This is a genomic window from Sorangium sp. So ce1014 (genome assembly GCF_051521505.1).
Classification (GTDB): domain Bacteria; phylum Myxococcota_A; class Polyangia; order Polyangiales; family Polyangiaceae; genus Sorangium.
On the sequence record NZ_CP150356.1, the window covers coordinates 4,221,598 to 4,238,521 of the forward strand.

Consider the following 16,924-nt stretch of genomic DNA (forward strand, 5'->3'; position numbering starts at 1 on the left):
CCATGATCAAAAGCCCTGTTCCCGCAGATCGAAGAGGGTTTCGTCCGCATCGCGCACGGCGGTGGACCGAATCCAATAGCGGCGCCGATCGGGCTTGATGATGTGGAGCACGTTGTCGACGTAGAAGCGGAGCGACCTCACCGTTCTCATGGTTCCACCGGTCTCCCAGTAGATCAGCCGGTGAAGATCCTTGACGAGTTCGTCGCCGAACGCGACGCCTTCGGGCTTTTCGCCGAAGTGGAAAGACTGACAGATCAACCCATCGATGAAGACGGCCGGGCCCGCTCGCAGATTGTCATAAACAGTGCCAAGCAGCCTGCGGAACGTGACCGCGTACCTCGCCAGGTCCTTCCGGGTAGCCTGCTCCTTAAGCAGCACGGAGTCTTGACCGAGACGAACGAAGTCGGTCATGAACTGGAGAGTGTCTTCGCGCAGGATACGTTCCCAGTAAGCGAGGCGCAGGTCCGAAGCGTCGTCTGGATAGGGCAGATTATCGATGTCCTGCTTGAGGATCGCGGTTGCCTTGCTGGTGAAGAGCTGAGAGCCGTTGAGCACGCACGCGAATACATACGTTCGATGGTTGCGTTTCAGGCGGCGAAACATCTCCTGGAGGCGCGCATGGTCTTCGGGAGGCGCATGGATGCCGACGATCTTGTCTCGATAAGCCAGATCGCTCTCGTCCCAGAAAACAACGGGCAGCGACATGTGCGCCTTGATCAGGATCAAGGGCTTCGCATAGCGCTTCTCTGAGTAGGGATTCCGAAAGCGCTTCTGCTCGACCTTGCCGATCTTGCGGCGGTCGATGCCGTTCGCCGTGAAGGCCTTCGTCGGCAGGAAGGGCAAACCTGTCAGAAATTCGGCGGGATGGATCGCCCTCTTCTTACTGACGACGAAGCCTTCCCCGTAGTCCCACCGCGCATCCTGCTTCTCCAGATCCTCCATGTGCTGCCCCAGCCTCTGCATGGCCCGCAGCCGTCGCGACAGGTGGGCGAGGCGCCCACCGCCGAGGAGGTTCGCGCGCCAGACGAACTGGTCATCGAGGGCGATTCCCCGGGAAACCTCGTGGTAGTCGTAGTGATCCAGCTCGAAGCCGATGCGCTGATGAACGCTGAAGGTGCGGCGAAACGTGAGGTGGCTGAGCGGTGTGCCGGCCGCCTCCGCGTCACGATCGACCAAAAGCGCCAGCGCCTTGGTATCGGCAGGGGCGAACAGACCACGTATGGACACGAAGTCTAGAACGGAACGCACGGGCGCGAGGCCGAAGATATGCTTCCGGAACTGGTAAGTACTGCTGTTATAGAGAAGCCCGGCAGGTTGAATGAGACAAAGCTTGCCGCCCTCCGACACCATCGCGATGGACTGCTCCAGGAAAAGGTAAGCCGCTTGCCCGTCCGGCACGGCCTTCTGGTCATGCCTCGTGCGCAGCGCGAGCGCGTCGACCTTCCTGGCAGGATCGGTCAGCTTAGACTCGAACGGTGGATTTCCGACGACGACATCGAACGGCGCATCGAAAGGGGTGCTGACACGCTCGCCCCTCTTCGCCGCGAGGACCCCCGTGAAGAAATCGCCATGAAAGAGATTCCGGCCACGGAAGCCGTCGAACTTAAGGCTGTTCCAGATCACGTCGGGCTTCAACGCGTCGCACACTGCCAATGTTAGACTGAATGCCGCTAGATCGATGGCCGACGAGTCGAGATCGATCCCAAAGATCGATCGGCCGACGATTGTCTTGAGGGTTGCGACGTCCGGCTTCTGCCATCCGTTCTGCGCCCTCCAGGCATTCACTAGTCTCCGGAATGCCCCGACGAGGAATACACCAGAGCCGCAGGAAGGATCCAGTATTCGCTCCGTCCCGTTCAGGTTCTGATACGGCAGCACATGGTCGAGAACGAGCGAGGCAAGGAACGGCGGCGTGTACACCGTGCCATGTCCACCTTGCACGAAGTGCTGGTACATCTGGCTGACCACCTCGACCGGGAGGTGCTCGAAGGAATACTGTTCCCACAGGTACCGCTGGCGATGCAGGGTACGGGCCTCGACGAGGGTGGAGAACTCCACGAGGGCCTTCGGGGTGAGCGCAGCGGAGCCCTCCGCGTCCGGTAATACGAAGATGTCCCCGTTGAACTTCCTTTCCAGCGCCCCGAGGAGTCTCTGCACCTGGTCAGGCTTCTTTTCCCGGAGCACACCGAGAAAGTCGACTGCGCCCGGCGTGAACCTACCGAACCAGCCTTCGGGGAACACCCGGCGATCCTCAAGATATTTCACCAGGACGGTGAGGAGCAGCAGTCGGCGAAGCACCGGTGCTCTCTCTCCTCCCAATGCCTCGTCCGCGTCGACGATCGCGCCGATGAGCGATTGATGGGCCGCGTCCTGGTAGTTTGCCAGCTTCGCATTCCGAGGATCATCCCAGAATGTACCGTCGGACAGACGATACGCCGAGAACCGGGACGCCAGCTCGGCGTGCACTTCGGCTGCCGTGGAAATGGCGAGATCGAACTGCACCGCGGGGTTGTATTCGCAGCGGTCGTCCTTCCAGAAGTCTGGACCCCGAGCGCACGTCAGTACGTCGATACGAGTCTGCCACGCCACATACACGAGCGGAGCGGCGCCATGTCGCCAGAGCTCCTTGTGCAGCACGGCGAGTTCGTCCGTGCGCAGCGGCTCCTTGGTATTGTCGATGACATAGGCTGCGACACGAGAGGACCGGACACCGTCGAGCTTGCGAAAGAAGACATAATCAATCCGGCGGAAGGCCGCAGCCTCCTGGACCGCGGCCTGCTCATCGATGGACAACGGGCCAAACGATCCGCTTCGCACTGGCACGAGCCCGCTCAGGGGCGCGCCGTCGGATGAAAAGAAGTTAGCAGTCGTGAGCGGCCCGGGATGCATGTCACGCCTCGAGCTCCGTCGCGCTCCTCCTGGAAGCCCACGGGGCTGTGCGCGACGTTCGAGGCTCGGGTCCGAGGGGAACGGCTGTCACGCGTAGCTAAAGATCACAAAAAATCGGCAAGAGCAAGCGGATTCCTTCCAGCTTCGGACGGGCCGAGCGGGGTCGACCGCAGCGCGGTGGCCGTGCGCTGTGGGGCACCATGCCAGACGTGCGGCACGAGCCGTTCCCGGTCCGGCAAGTGATCGGCGTCGTCGGGCCTGCTTGCGACGGGCTCGGCGACACCCCATTAGCTCATCGGTTCGTGGCGGAGCAAGCGCCCGGGTGGGCCGTGGGAAGAGGCGGGAGGGTCAGACGGCGGCGAGGCGCTTCGCGGCGCGCCTCGTCATGTCCAGGATCTTCATCGGCGCCGTCGGAGCTTCAGCGCCAGGGCTTTGCGGGCGATCCGCAGCCTGGACGCTGCGGTGTGCGGGTTCATCCCGCGCGCCGCAGCGTACGCGACGAGCGTCTCCGGCGCGTCGACGATGAGGATCGCCTCCAGTTGCCAGAGCGGGAGTTCGGCGAGGAGCTCCAAGGTCTCGCGCGCCTCGATCTGCGCGTGCAAGCTCGGGCCGGTGGGCTCGCGCAGCAACCCGAGCGGCTCGGCGTGCAGCACGGCGCGGCGCGTCCACGCGCTGTCGAAGTAGTGCGCCGCCTGCCGCCAGGCGATGCCGTGCAGCCATTTCCTCAGCGCATCCCGGGGCTTGTCCCTGGGGTCGGGCCGGTACTTGCCGCGCCGGATGGCGTTCCACGCGCCGAGGAGCACGTGCTGCTCAACGTCGGCGCGGTCCCGCTTCCGGATGCCGGCCAGCGTGGCGAGGATGATGCCGCGCTCGGCGAGGATCGCCTCCATCGTCGGACGCTTCCTGGGATGTCGTGCGGTCGGCTGGCTCCTCGCCCCCTTCCGCCGGGTCTTCACCCAAACCTCCCGCACGTGGGGCACTTGCCCGCGACGACGGGCCGGCCGAGCAAGCGCTCGACCGTGGTGCCAGCGGCGCGCGCCGCCTTTGCGGCGAGCCCGTGCGTCGTGCTCGGGTGCGACCCGTACACGAAGTTGGTGATGGTCGTCTTCGGGACGCCCATCACCTCGGCCAGGCAGCTCCAGCTACCGAACAGGCCGCGCAGGTTGCGCAGCGCGGCGCGGAAGCGCATCGCCTCCGCGTCGGTCAGGGACGTGGAACGGGGGCGGCGGCGCGCGGGCGCACCTCCGCCTTCTTGCTCGCCCGAAGGCGAACGGACTACGGTCAGCATGTCGGACCTCGCGTGATCGGGGTTCGGCCACGCAGCCCGGGCGCGCCAACGCCGCGGGCTGCACTTCCTTGCGCCGAACCTAGCGCACGAGATCGTCAGACTGGCCGGATCCGGCCACTCTCAGGCAAAACCAGCCACCACCTGCCAGCTGCCTCCCCCGGACCGTGTCCGGTTGCGCGGAGGCTGCCAGCTATCCCCCGGACCGTTTCCGGTTTGTGCGAGCGGACCGCATGTGCCGTCAGCTCTCCGCGCTCTGCTCGACGAGCGCCTGCCACCGCGCCTTGAGCGCCGGATCGGACCGGAAGCGCTCGTGCCACATCGCGTGGAGCGCGGCCCAGCCCTGCGGGCTGAGCCCGTAATGGCTCTGGATCTGCTGGATGTGTCTTGAACGGTCTCGCACGTCGGCGCAGATGCGCGCGTATTCTCCGAGGGTGATCCGCTCCACGCGCCGCCTCTCCTCCTCATCGACGCTGGGCTGCGCCCGCACGCCGGATTCAGAGGTCGATGCGCTCGCGGGCGATCCGGAGGCGGAGCTCGGCTGCTGGAAGGGCAGAGCCCAGCTCCCATGCGAGCGCTCAGGTGGTAGCGGTGCGGTCTCGTCCTTGACGGGGCTTGAAGAGGTGGGACGTGAGAAAGGCAGGGCCTTGTCGGCCGGAGGCGAAGGGGTGGGGCGCAAGAAGGGAAGAGCGCTGTCGGCCGGAGGCGAAGGGGTAGGGCGCGAGAAGGGCAGGGCCTTGTCGGCCGGAGGCGAAGGGGTAGGGCGCGAGAAGGGCAGGGCCTTGTCGGCCGGGGGCGAGGGGGTAGGGCGCGAGAAGGGCAGGGCCTTGTCGGCCGGAAGCACAGGGGTAGGGCGCGAGAAGGGCAGGGCCTTGTCGGCCGGAAGCACAGGGGCAGTGCGAGAGAAGGGCAGGGCCTTGTCGGCCGGAAGCACAGGGGCAGTGCGAGAGAGGGGCAGGGCCTTGTCGGTCGGAAGCACAGGAGCCGTGCGAGAGAAGGGCAGGGCTCTGCCGGCCGGCAGCGCGCCGACCGTGCCGATGCGCGTGGCATCCATCCTCTCCGCGGCCGGGGTAGCGGCGCTCTCGGCCGGAGGTGCGCTCGAGGCGTCCTGACGGAAGGGCAGCGCTTCGCGTGGCGCGACAGCCCGAGTGCCGAGGAGCGTCACGCGGCTCGGCGGCGCCGTTGTCCGCGGCTCCGGGAACGGGGTGGGCGTGACCGGCGGCAGCGGCGACGGCATGGCCGGCGGGAGCGACGACGCGATGGCCGGCGGCATTGGCGACGGCATGGCCGGCGGCAGCGGCGACGGCATGGCCGGCGGGAGCGACGACGCGATCGCCGGCGGCAGCGGTGACGGCATGGCCGGCGGCAGCGGCGACGGCATGGCCGGCGGGAGCGACGACGCGATCGCCGGCCGCACCGGCGCCGGCTCCACGAGGCCCGGCCCCGGCGGCGCCGCCGCGCCCAGCCTGGCCCACGGCGATCGCGCAGCCGCCTCGCCGCCCGCGCCCGCGGCGGGCAGCGGCGTCGCCCGGTCTCGAGGCGCCCCCTGCAACGGGGAGAGGTGCGCCGCAGGCGCCACAGGGATCGGCCCCTCCGGCTTCCGGCGCGCGTGTCGCGCCCTCGCCTCGGCGCGGCCCTTCTGCTCGGCGACGAGCTCCAGGTAACGCTGGCTCGAGCGCAGCTGCCCCCGCGCGGCCCGCGCGGCGAGCCTCGACATCCAGCCCTCCCGCGCCGCCTCCCACGCCTCGACCGACAGCCCCGCCCCGGCGAGCACCTCGCCCCGCGGCAAGCCCGCCTCGAGGGCCCCGGTGATGGCGGCGAGCTCCTCGAGCGTGATCGATCGGATCGTCCCCTCGCCCTCCATCATGCCTCCCCCAACCTACGCCCCTCTGCCGCTCAGCGGCGCGGCGCCTGCCCCGACCGATCTCGCCGCGCGCCCATCCCCGCTACCTCATCGCCCGCTGAAACTGCGCCATGAGCTCGTCGTCCTCCAGCATCGCCGCGGTCCATCGCTGCTGCGCGCTCAGGTAGTCCTCGAGCGTCAGGTCCAGCCGGCTCAGCACCGTCGCCATGTCGGTGCCCCGCTTCATCGCGCGCGCGGCCTCGAGGAACCGCTCGAACGACAGCTCGCGCTTCGCGCGACCGCGCTGGACCCGGGCGAACGTCTCGGCGAACGCGGCGACGAGCGGCGGCACCTCCACCTCCTCGCCGTCGTCCTCGTCCGCCTCTTCGAGGCGCGCCTGCCAGGCGTCGTCGAGCGCCTCCCAGCTCGCCTCGTCGAGCCCGTGCTCGGCGAGGAGCGCCGCGCGGTCGGCGCCAGGATCCGCGAGCCGGGCGGCCAGCGTCGCGTAGACCTCGACGTCCTGCGAAGGATCCTTCATCGCGCGGCCAGGCTACCTCAGCGCGCGGCTTGGGGCCTCCTCCGCGCAGGTGTATCCATGGGGCGTGTCCTTCTCCTACCTGCCTTTCGTCGCGCCCGGCGGTCAGGACGGGCAGCACTCCGCGCCGGCCAGCATGGACCTGCTCGCCCACGACACGCTGGAGAGCGCGCACGCCGCGCTCCGCCGCGCAGCGCTGTCGCTCGAGCACGACGTCGAGCCCGTCACCGACCTGACCGCGCCCGCGCGCGCCCTGGAGCGGGCCCTCGGCGCGATCTACGACGCCTTCGACGGCCGCGCCGATCGCATCGTGGCCGTGCGTGACGCCATCGCGGAAATTGACCTCGTTGCTGCCGCCGTCGGCGGGGCGGCGGGGCTCGACGCGGGCCTCGCGGCGGTGGGCGAGCGGCTCCGGAGCGCGCGGGGCTGGCTCGAGCGCGCCGAGGCGCGGCTCGCCACCGCGCCGCCGGCGCCGCCGCTCGACCCGCCGCCCATCCTGGCGAGCCGCGATCGGCCGCGGCTCCACGTGGTCCCGCGCGCGTCGCTCGCGCCGAGGATCAAGGTCCCGGAGCCGCCCCCGGCCGAGCTCGTCGCGAAGCCGCCGCCGCCGATCGCGCGGCCGAGGACGTTCGAGGAGCTCAAGGCCGCCGTCGAGGCGCTGAAGAAGCAGGCGCCCGCGCCCGGCGCGCTCCCCGGCGCGGCGGAGGCGCGGCCGCTCCCGGAGCGCCGTGACGAGCCCGCCGCGCCCCCGGCGCCGCCGGGGTTCGCGCGGGAGATCGGCGCCGCGATCGACGACCTCGCCTTCCTCCGCGCCCGCACCCGCGAGTGCTTCGAGGAGGTCGCGATGGTCGGCATGCAGCGGGCGCCGCTGCTCGGCGATCCCTTCCGCGGGGCGCTGATCCTCGAGCGGCGCATGCTCGCGGCCATCGACGTGATCGCGGCCATCGGGGCGCCGGCGCTGGAGCACGTGCCGCGGCTCGTGGCCGAGGCCCCCGTGAAGGATCCGAGCCTCGCCTTCGCGAGCGCGATGGTGCTCGGCTGCTTCGCGGGCCGCGACGCGCTCGCCGCGGCCGAGCACGCGCTGCTCCGGAGCGACCGCGACAGGGCGTTCATCGACGAGCTCGGCGCCGCCCTGAAGCTCGTCCCGCACGAGCTCCTGCCGCTCGCGCTCCGCGGACTGCTCCGCGAGCCCGAGCCGCTGGTCCGCGCGATGGCGATCGACGTCCTCGCCTACCGCGGCCTCGCCACCGAGGACGAGCTCGTCGCGGCGGCCTCGGACGAGGCGGCCCCCGTCGCGGCGCGCGCGCTCCACCACCTCGCCTGCGGGTCGAGCCAGCGCTTGCCCGAGCTGATCCAGCGGGCCGTCGCGGCGGAGGACCCGGCGCTCCGCGAGGCCGCCTGGACGGCCATGGCGCTCTCGGACCACCCGCACGCCTCGATCGCGCTGCGCGACGCGCTGGAGGGGACGGAGGGCGGCGACGCGGCGGCGCTCCTGCTCGCGATCGCGGGCGATGAGGCGGACGCGCGGCACCTCGTCGCGCGCGCCTTCGAGGCGCCACGCCGCGGCCTGATCGCCGCCGTGGGCTGGACGGGCGCGGCCTCGGCCGTGCCCCTGCTCATCGACCTGCTCGAGCGCGACGGGGACAAGGCGGTGAAGCTCACCGCGGCCTACGCCCTGGAGCGGATCACCGGCGCCGAGATGTGGGAAGAGGTCGCGGTGGAGGACGAGGAGATCGCCGTCGCCGATCCGCCCGACCCCGACGTGGGCGAGCCCCGCGAGCTCAAGCTCGCGCAGCTTGTCAGCGATCCCCGCGACCTGCCCGCGGCTCCGGCGCCCGAACTGGTCGAGCAGCCCACGGTGGACGCCGCGCGCTGGCGGGCCTTCTGGATGGAGCGCTGCCAGGGCTGGGACCTCGGCGCGCGGTACCGGCGCGGGCGCCCGTACACCCCGGAGGTCGTGCTCGACGAGCTCGACGCGGGCCGGGTCACCCCGGCCGAGCGCCGGCACCTCCAGCGCGAGCTCATCGTCCGCACCGGGCACTTCGTGCGCTTCGATCCGCACGACTTCGTGGTGGTGCAAGAGGAGGCCATCGCGGCATGGCGGCCGATCGCCGCGCGCGCCTCGGGCACCCCGGGCCGCTGGACGCGGCGACGCGCGGGGTGAACGCGACGCGGAGCGGACGCCTGCGGCGCGGAGCATCGACGGAGCGGCGCCGCGGGCGGGCCGCTCCGGGGCCGTCGCGAGGTGATTCGGCTACTTCTTGGCGGGCGCGGCCGGCTTGGGCGCCGGGCCGGCGGGCTTCGCAGGCGCCGCGCCCCTGGCCGGCGGCGCGCCCTTCGCGGGCCCTGCCTCGCCGACCTGTCCGCTGTTGTACATCTGGATGGCGCGATCGGTGAGCTCGAGATCGGCGCGGTAATAAGGCGCTGCCGACTTGTCGAGGATGAGGTCGTAACCCTCCTGCGCGGCGAGGCGGCGGAGCAGGCCGAGGACCTTCTGCAGGATCGGCGTGGTCATCTCGCTCTCCTTGCGCTGCATCTCGCGCTGGTAGTCGACCATCGTCGACTGGAGCTCGGCGGCCTGACGCTGCCAGGTCTCGAACCTGCGCTGCAGCGCGTCCTTCGGCGTCTTGCCCGCCTGGGCCTCCTTGTCGAGCTTGTCGCGCTCGTCGCCGAGCGCGCGCTGCTTCGTGTCGAGCTCCACCTGGCGGCTGTCGAACAGCTTCTTGAGCGTCGCCTGGACGCGCAGCCCCTCCTCGGTCTCCAGCATGGCGCGGCGCACGTCGACGACGGCGATCTTCGACTGCGCCGACGCCGGCGCGGTCGACAGCAGCGCCGCCCCGCCCAGCGCCGCTGCGGCGAGCAGCGGCAGGAAGCGCGCCGCGAAGCGCCGGCCCGCGACCGGCCGGGCCCGGAGCGCAGCGCCCCGGCCCGCGTCGACCGAACGCACAGAGCCGGAGATCGTGGAGCAGCGCACGACGGGCCGCTCAGGAGCGTTGTTTTGCATCGCGGATGGCCTTAGCTACCCGGCCACCCAACGTCAAGAACGTGGCGCGCCCTTCTCGCGCGCCGGAGCCGCCGCGCCCTCGGCGTGAGCCTCGTCGTCCTGCGCGGGGCCCGCGCCGCGCTGCCCTGCAGGATCGCCGCCCGGCGCCTCGGCGCGATCCTTCCGCGACACGGTGCCGCTGGCGGTCTTCGCGCTCTTGCTCCGCGGCGGCGCCGCAGCGGCCTGCCTGGCGGATGGATCCGCGCCGCGCGGCGCCTGCAGCGCCGAGGGCGCGGGCAGCGAGCGGCCGAGGCGCTCGCGGGCGAGGGCGATGAGCCGCTCGACGTCGTCGCTCCCGCGCAGGAACGCCTCGCGGTGGCGGGGATCCCGGAGCGCCTCGACGCGCGCGGCCAGGGAGGTGAACGCGGCGTCGAGCGCGGCGTCCGCCTCCCGCTCCTCCCCGGTCGCGAGGAGCGACTCCACGAGCGTGACGCGGATCGCGTCGTCCCACTCCTCGATGGGCCCGCCCTCCAGGTGGCGCGCGGCCTCGCGCGCCGCGTCGACCGCGGCCCGGAGCTCGCGCCGCGCCAGCTGGACGCGGGCGAGCGCGAAGCTCGCCATCGCCTGCAGCGCCGTCGCGTGGCGCGCGGTCTCCTCGCAGAGCCAGCGCGCGATGGCGTGGGCGGTCCCGTGGTCGCCGGGCGCGCCGCGCCACACGAGGAAGATCGCCTCGTACAGCCGGCCGACGATCCTGAGCCGCGCGACGTGGCAGTCGTCGGCGATCCGGCCCGCCTGGCGCTCGTGCGCGATGCCCTCCTCGATGTTGCCGAGCCGCGCGTACGACATGCCGAGGTTGTGGAGCGCGAAGCCCTCGAGCGCCCGGATCTTCCGGCTCCGCGCGCCCTGCAGCGCGCGCTCGAGCAGCGCCTGCGCCTCCTCGAACAGCCCGAGGTGGTTCAGCACCGAGCCGGTGTTCAGGCGGGCCTTCACCGCGATGATCACGTCGCCGGCGGCGTCGGCGTCCGCGATGAGCGACGCGCCCGCGGAGGCCGCGGCGGACAGGTCGCCGACGTGCATCAGCGCGGCGAGGTGCGCCTCCCGCGTGTGGAGCAGCGCGGCCGTCGAGCCGCTCGCGCGCGCGACCTCGATCGCCGCCTCGGCGGCGCTCCGCGCCTCGGCGGGCCGGCTCAGGTCCACGAGGCCCCGGACGCGCGACGCGAGCAGCCTCGCGCGGATCGACGGGGAGAGCGCCGCCGCGAACTGCGGCGAGAGCGCCGAGGCGGCGCGCGCGTCCCCCTCGGCGCTCTGGCCGGCCGCGATCATGCAGGTCACCGCGAGGAGCTGCGCCTCGCCCCACAGATCCGAGCCGGGCAGCGCGAGGCGCGCGGCCTCCTCCGCGGCGTCGAGCCCCTCGGGGACGCGGCCCATCAGCTCGCAGACCTCCCCCCGGTGGACAAGGAGCGTCGCGCGCGTGGTCCCCTCGGCCCCGCAGGCGAGCCCGCGCGTCGCGAGATCGAGCGCCGCGTCGAGCTCCGCGCCGCTCGCCGCCGCGCCCCGGGCCGCCCGCGCGTAGAGCAGCGCGGCCCGCGTCTTCTCGCCGCCGGCCTCCGCGTGGCGCGCGACGAGCCCCGGATCGACGTCGCCCGCGGACTCGAGCCAGGCGGCCGCGGCGCGGTGGAGCGCGGCGCGGTCCTCCTCGAGGATCGAGGCGTACCCCGCGTCGCGCACGAGCGCCTGGCGGAACGTCCACTGCACCTGCCCCGCGACGCGGGGCTCCAGCTGGCGCGCGATGATCTCGCCCGCCTCCAGCTCGGCGAGCTCCGCGCCCACGGCGCGCTCGAGCAGCGCCTCGACGCCCGCGGTCCAGAAGACCTGGCCGAAGACGGACGCGGCGCGCAGCACCTCGCGCACCCCGCTCGACATGCGGTCGACGCGGAGCTGCACGAGCGCCTGCACGCTGAGCGGCACGTCGTCGCGCCCCTCCGCGGCGTGCCGGATGAGCTCCTCCAGGAACAGCGCGTAGCCGCCGGCGCGCTGCACGATGGCGCTGCGCGTGGCCGGGCTGGCCTGGGGGAGGGCGGTCGCCACGAGGCGATCCGCGGCCTGCGGCGACAGCGGCGAGAGCGCCAAGCGGGTCACGTTGCGCTGCTGCCACAGCGACGGGAACCGGCCCGCGAGCTCGGGGCGCGCGAAGCCGAACACGCCGAAGCGGAGGTCGGCGCAGCCGAGCAGCCAGTCGACGAGCTCGACGGTGGTGCTGTCCGCCCAGTGCATGTCCTCGATGACCAGGATCTGCGGCGTGCTCTCGGACTTCGAGCGGAAGAACGCCTCGATCGCCATCCGCATGCGCGATTCCATGAGCTGCGGGGCCTCGCGGGCGGCGCGCAGCGGCTCGTTGCCGTCGTTGGGGAACGGCACGCCGGCGAGCTCGCCGATGAAGCCCGCGAGGAAGCGCAGCGGGCGGGCCAGGCGCACCGCCACGTGGGCGTTCACCTTCTGCACCTGGTCCTCGAGGCGCTCGCCGTCGTGGATGCCCATGAGCGCGCGCAGGGCGCGGCCGAGGCCGGAGAGCCCCGACCCCTGGCTCATCGGATCGCCGCGACAGAGCAGGATGACCGGCGCGTGCGGCGCCATGTCGAGGCGCTGGATCAGCTCGGCGCGGACGCGGCTCTTGCCGATGCCGGCCGGGCCGGTCACGAGCGCGGCGCGCGGGACCCCGTCCTCGGCGACGTCGCTGAAGATGCCCTGGAGCCGCGCGATCTCGTGCTCGCGCCCGAGGGTCGGCGTGGGGTGCCCGAGGAGCTTGCGCGCGTCGAAGCCGGCCGCGTCCTCGTGCAGGAGCACGCCGCCGCGCGCGTCCTCCTGGACCACGAACCGCCCCTCGAGCGCCGCGGTCGCGTACCCGTCGATCCGGACCGCGCCGGGCACGGCGGACTCCAGCTGCTGCGCCGCGCGCTCGAGCGCCTCGCCGGCGAGGTTCGTGCGGCCGCGGACGGCGTGCCCGACCGCGACCGAGACGCGCGCGCCCGGCGTCGACCTGGCGACGGTCAGCGCCGCCCGCGCGGCGCGCATCGCCTCGTCCCCGCGCGAGCGCTCCACCCCGAGCACCGCGACCATCTTCCCGCTGAGGAGCGGCTCGAGCCGCGCGTCGTCGCCGAGGACCTCGCGGAGCGCGGCGTCCACCTCGGGGCGGAGCGGCCCGGCGCCCAGCTCGAAGAGCACGCAGGCGACCACGCGCCGCTCGCTCGTGGCGAGCCGCACCTGCGGCCGCTCGTCGATCGGCCCGGAGGGGCTCGCCGGGCCCGACCGGAGCTCCGGCGCCGCCGCGCGGCGGATCGCCGACGCGGACCTGTCGGTCGCGGGGGGGTCGTTGTTGAGCTCCCCGACCCGCGCGAGCGCGCGCGCGAGCTCGCCGCCGTTCTCGTACCGCACCTCGCGATCGCGGGCGATGGAGCGCGTGATCACCTCGTCGAGCGCCTCGGGCACGTCGAAGCGGACCTGCGCCGCGCGCGGCGGGTCCTCGAGGACGAGGCGGCCGAGCAGGGCGATCGCGTGCTCGGTCTCGAAGACGTTCCTGCCGGTGACCAGGCGGAACAGGACGGAGCCCAGCGAGTAGACGTCGGCCCGCGCGTCCACCGGCTCGCCGCGCGCCTGCTCGGGCGCCATGAAGTGCGGGGTGCCGATGATCGTGCCGCGCTCGGTGGGGCAGTCGTCCGGGACCGCGAGCCGCACGACGCCGAAGTCGATCAGCTTGATCGCGGTGCCCTTGCCGCGGACGAGGAAGATGTTGGAGAGCTTGAGGTCGCGGTGGACGACGCCGCGCGCGTGGATGGCCGCCATGGCGGCCGCGCTGCGCCGGACGACCTCCACCGAGTCGCGCAGGCCGAGCGGCGCGCGCCGCTGGCGCTGCCCGAGGTCCTCGCCGTCGAGCCACTCCATCGCGAAGAAGAGGCGCCCGTCGAGCCAGGTGCCGTGCGCGATGTACTGCACGATGTTCGGGTGCCGCAGATCGGCCAGGATGGCGATCTCGCGCGCGAAGCGGGCGCGCTCCTGGGGCGACGCCGCGGCGCGCAGGACCTTGATCGCGACAGGGGCGCCGGTGGACTGATCGGTGCCCTTGAAAATATCGCCCATGCCGCCGCTTCGGCTGCGGGCTTCGATCATGAAGCGGTCGGTCGGATCGGTGAACTCCGGGAGCACCGTCAGGAAAGGCTACGCGAATTGCGCGGCTTCACGCCAGAGAGAAGGCGTTCCGCGCCACGAGGAGCGCCGGCGGGCGGCCTGGGCTGGCGCTCGTCTGCCTGTCCCGCGCGCCGCGCGGCGCCCGAACGAGCGAGGGCTGGTCCTCGAAAATTCCAGCCACGATCCTCGCCGCCGCGCCGTCCTCACCACCATCCATCCCGCGTGCGGCTCCTGCGAGCTCAGAACGCCGCGATCACGCCGGCGCCGACGGACGCGCTGAGATGAGGAGCCCGCAGGATGTCGACGTGCGGGCGCTCCTGGAGCCCGACGGCCGTGAGGAGATCGACGTGGGTGGTGAACGAGAGCCAGTCGTTCAGCGCGAGCTCGACCCCGGTGCGGAACCCGAGCGCCACGAACACAAGGAACAGCGCGCTGTCGCTGGCGCGCTGCCCGGTGAGCGTCAGCAGGCCGAACTCCATCAGGGCGCAGGTGGCGAGCACGTCGTTCGTGTGAAGGCACGGAACGAGGGCGTTCGTGACGAGGATGCGGGTGTGCATCGGCTCCCCGCCCGGGCTCGATGTGTCCAGGCTCCACCCCCGGCCGCTCGGGCCTGAGCTCAGGGGGATGAACGCTGTGCGGGCCTCCAGCGCGAAGGAGAGGCGGTTCGACCAGTGAACCCTGAAGAACCAGGAGGCGCCGCCGACCAGCTGATCGGTCAGCCCGATCTGCGCGAACACGCCGGTGCCTCCCCGGAGCGTGCTCAAGATCCCGGCGGGCTCGCTCGCGGGGGCCGGGCGCGCCGGCGGCGGTCGTGACCGCGGCGGAGCCGGGGGCGGCGCGAGCTCGGGGCGAGGCGGCGCCGTTGCGGGAGCCTGTACATGGCTGCCGAACGGCGTCAGCGCGAAGGCGATCGAGAGCGCGATGTAGCTGGTGAGCAGCTCGCAGCCAGCGTCGCTGTCAGGAGCGCTGAAATAGCGCGGGGCGGAGGTCTTGCCGTCTTCATCCCGGTACCGGAGCGTGGCGACCAGCATCGCGTCACGCTTCCCGATCGCGACGTCGGCCTCCTCGGGCGCGTCCTCGCGGAAAGGGTCGTACCCCGTGCGCTGACGGACCTGCTCGCGCAGCGCGCCCGCTACAGAGCACGACGTCGCTCGCGCCTCCTCGCTGTAGCGCATCCGCAGCATGCGGCGTGTCGGCTCTGCTGCGAGCGCGGGCGCGCTGAAGAGGAGAGAGGCGAAAACAATCTTGCAGAGAAAGGATCGAGGCATTCCGGTTCAATGGCTCCGCCGAGGAGCTGCTTGCGGCGGCCATTGAGAGCGCTCGAGGCATAGCGCGTCAAGAGCTCATGACGCTTCTTTTTGGCGCGAGATTGAGCCCAGCAAGCCAGTCATGGTGTGATAATCGAAGAGGGCGAACCGTAATGGGCGCGTCAACGCGATTACGAGCGAGTGTGATCCGTATCTGTGACGATTCTGGCCAGTGGCCCGTATTCGGCTGTCGAGCGGGCCATCGAGCGAGGGTGTCTGTATCCGTGGCAATCGAAGCGCGCTGTCCGTAACGACGCGCAACCCTGGCGCGTGAACAGCGCGTGGCGACCGCGGGCGCGCGGCGGGCGAGCGCGCTCCGCCGACACAGCGCGGACCGCTCGGTCGGCGCTGCGCGGGGTCGGTCTCGATGGAGATGGAGGGAGAGGGGGAGAGGCGGGAGAGAGGACGCCGAGCGATCAGCTCGCGCCGGCGCCGGCGCTGGCGCGGGAGGCGAGCCGCGCGAGGTCCTTGGGGTCGCTGACCCGGACGAGGATGACGGTGATGTTGTCACGCCCGCCGCCTGCGTTCGCCTTCTCGATGAGCGCGAGGGACGCCTTCTCGGGATCGGGCTCGGCGAGGAGGATGTCGCGGATGGCCTCGTGCGGCGTCATCTTCGACAGGCCGTCGGAGCAGAGGAGGTAGACGTCGCCGGGGTGGGGGCGAGCGATGATCAGGTCGACCTTGACCGCGGGGGAGATCCCGATCGCCCGGCTCAGGTGGTTCGCCATCGGTCCGGTGATCCCCGCGGCGCCCATCGTGTGATCGGTGGTGAGCTGCGTCAGCTCGTTGTCGCGGAGGCGATAACAGCGGCTGTCGCCCACGTGGCCGATGTAGAGGCGCTGCTTGTTGGGGGAGAACCGGGCGCTGACGAGGGTCGTGCCCATGCCGTTGAGGCTCCGCTCGGCGTGGGCCCGGTCGTAGATGGCCTGGTTCGCCCGCTGGATCGCGACCGCGAGCTCGCTGCCGCGACGCGGGACGTCGGGGTAGGCGCTCTCGGCGTCGCTGTCCACGAACGTCTGGTCCTTGAACGACCGCGCGATCGTGTCGACCGCGAGGCGGCTGGCGACGTCGCCGCCCGCGTGGCCGCCCATGCCGTCCGCCACGGCGAACAGGTAGTGCTCGTCCAGGCAGAGATAGCAGTCCTCGTTTTTCTTGCGCTTCTGGCCGGGGTCCGTCTGCCCGACGGCGCTGATGAGCAGGAGCGGCGACGAGCTGGTCGGCTCGTCGACGGCTGCATCGTCGTCGTAGATGATCGGGACAGCGGAGGGCTCCTCGCGCTCGTCGTCGTCGTCGTCATCGTCGTCGTCGCCCCCGTACGACGGAGCGCTCGCGCGCCGGATCGCGTTCTGCAGCACCTCCGGCGGCGCGAGCGTGATCAGCGTCAGATCGTCGTCGTCGTCGAAGACGCCGTCGTCGTCGTCGAGGCGCGCTGGCCCGTTCGGTCGTTTCCAGTCGGCGCCCGAGACCCGCTCCGCGCGGCCATGTCCACCCGTGGTCTTCGCGTGCGAGCTCTCGCCTGCGGGCACACGCGCGCCGTCCTGCGTGCCGGCTGTGCCCGGCCTCGTCGTTGTATCTTCGAGATCTGCCTCCCCCTCATCGAGGGCATGGGCTCCTGGGCCACCCAGCGCCGGCGTCGTCGCCGCGCGGGGCCGGGCCCGGTCGCCGTTGTTTGAACGAAAATACCAATAGATTAGCCCGAGAAGGGCGATTCCCATGACAAGGGCGGCTGCGAGATCGGCCATGTCCCGGCGACCAACGTAGCAAAGGCGCGCCGCGTCTCCGAGATCAACATGCAGGGGGACGGAAGACGGCGATCGATCTTGCCCCGGCCTCGGCCGGCGGCCCCCGCGCCGGAAGGGCGCACCTTGGGTACCCATCAGCGCAGGAGAGCGACGTTGCG

11 protein-coding genes are annotated in these 16,924 nt (G+C 71.8%); 2 read left to right on the plus strand and 9 right to left on the minus strand.

Going from position 1 to position 16,924, the window contains the following annotated elements:
- Positions 1-6 precede the first annotated feature (6 nt).
- The 4 genes from WME75_RS16025 to WME75_RS16040 form a co-directional block, all read right to left on the minus strand.
- Positions 7-2,889 carry an HsdM family class I SAM-dependent methyltransferase gene (locus WME75_RS16025; RefSeq protein ID WP_437491614.1) on the minus strand — a complete coding sequence of 961 codons (2,883 nt, stop codon included), beginning with the start codon at positions 2,887-2,889 and terminating at the stop codon, positions 7-9.
- A gap of 398 nt (positions 2,890-3,287) precedes the next feature.
- On the minus strand, positions 3,288-3,779 hold the full coding sequence (locus WME75_RS16030) for an RNA polymerase sigma factor (RefSeq protein ID WP_437491617.1): 492 nt from the start codon (positions 3,777-3,779) through the stop codon (positions 3,288-3,290).
- 62 nt (positions 3,780-3,841) lie between these two features.
- Complete coding sequence (locus tag WME75_RS16035; RefSeq protein WP_437491620.1) at positions 3,842-4,177, minus strand: transcriptional regulator; 336 nt, start codon at positions 4,175-4,177, stop codon at positions 3,842-3,844.
- Positions 4,178-4,415: 238 nt separating this feature from the next.
- Positions 4,416-4,622 (minus strand): hypothetical protein, encoded by a 207-nt coding sequence (locus tag WME75_RS16040; protein ID WP_437491623.1) that lies wholly within the window; start codon positions 4,620-4,622, stop codon positions 4,416-4,418.
- Positions 4,623-5,322: 700 nt separating this feature from the next.
- Between WME75_RS16040 and WME75_RS16045 the strand changes: the two genes are divergently transcribed.
- Positions 5,323-5,838, plus strand: a complete 516-nt coding sequence (locus WME75_RS16045; RefSeq protein WP_437491625.1) for a hypothetical protein — start codon at positions 5,323-5,325, stop codon at positions 5,836-5,838.
- A 282-nt stretch (positions 5,839-6,120) separates the two neighbouring features.
- On the opposite strand, the gene WME75_RS16050 is transcribed toward WME75_RS16045, so the two are convergent.
- A complete protein-coding gene (locus WME75_RS16050) occupies positions 6,121-6,555 on the minus strand; it encodes a hypothetical protein (protein WP_437491628.1) in 435 nt (144 codons plus the stop codon).
- A gap of 64 nt (positions 6,556-6,619) precedes the next feature.
- Between WME75_RS16050 and WME75_RS16055 the strand changes: the two genes are divergently transcribed.
- Positions 6,620-8,716, plus strand: coding sequence for a hypothetical protein (locus WME75_RS16055; protein WP_437491631.1), 2,097 nt, complete (start codon positions 6,620-6,622; stop codon positions 8,714-8,716).
- A 90-nt stretch (positions 8,717-8,806) separates the two neighbouring features.
- On the opposite strand, the gene WME75_RS16060 is transcribed toward WME75_RS16055, so the two are convergent.
- The 4 genes from WME75_RS16060 to WME75_RS16075 all read right to left on the minus strand — a co-directional run bounded on the left by WME75_RS16060 (position 8,807) and on the right by WME75_RS16075 (position 16,550).
- On the minus strand, positions 8,807-9,556 hold the full coding sequence (locus tag WME75_RS16060; RefSeq protein ID WP_437491634.1) for an OmpH family outer membrane protein: 750 nt from the start codon (positions 9,554-9,556) through the stop codon (positions 8,807-8,809).
- Between the two features lie 33 nt (positions 9,557-9,589).
- Positions 9,590-13,735, minus strand: a complete 4,146-nt coding sequence (locus tag WME75_RS16065) for a serine/threonine-protein kinase (protein WP_437491637.1) — start codon at positions 13,733-13,735, stop codon at positions 9,590-9,592.
- 221 nt (positions 13,736-13,956) lie between these two features.
- A complete protein-coding gene (locus WME75_RS16070) occupies positions 13,957-14,901 on the minus strand; it encodes a hypothetical protein (protein WP_437491640.1) in 945 nt (314 codons plus the stop codon).
- 539 nt (positions 14,902-15,440) lie between these two features.
- Positions 15,441-16,550: a PP2C family protein-serine/threonine phosphatase gene (locus WME75_RS16075; RefSeq protein WP_437491643.1), complete on the minus strand. Its 1,110-nt coding sequence runs from the start codon at positions 16,548-16,550 to the stop codon at positions 15,441-15,443.
- Between the last annotated feature and the right edge of the window lie 374 nt (positions 16,551-16,924).

Excerpts from the sequence above, each read along its gene's own strand:
- WME75_RS16025 (WP_437491614.1), bottom strand. The coding sequence starts at position 2,889 with ATGCATCCCGGGCCGCTCACGACTGCTAACTTCTTTTCATCCGACGGC.
- WME75_RS16030 (WP_437491617.1), bottom strand. The coding sequence starts at position 3,779 with ATGGAGGCGATCCTCGCCGAGCGCGGCATCATCCTCGCCACGCTGGCC.
- WME75_RS16035 (WP_437491620.1), bottom strand. The coding sequence starts at position 4,177 with ATGCTGACCGTAGTCCGTTCGCCTTCGGGCGAGCAAGAAGGCGGAGGT.
- WME75_RS16050 (WP_437491628.1), bottom strand. The coding sequence starts at position 6,555 with ATGAAGGATCCTTCGCAGGACGTCGAGGTCTACGCGACGCTGGCCGCC.
- WME75_RS16060 (WP_437491634.1), bottom strand. The coding sequence starts at position 9,556 with ATGCAAAACAACGCTCCTGAGCGGCCCGTCGTGCGCTGCTCCACGATC.
- WME75_RS16070 (WP_437491640.1), bottom strand. The coding sequence starts at position 14,901 with ATGCTGCGGATGCGCTACAGCGAGGAGGCGCGAGCGACGTCGTGCTCT.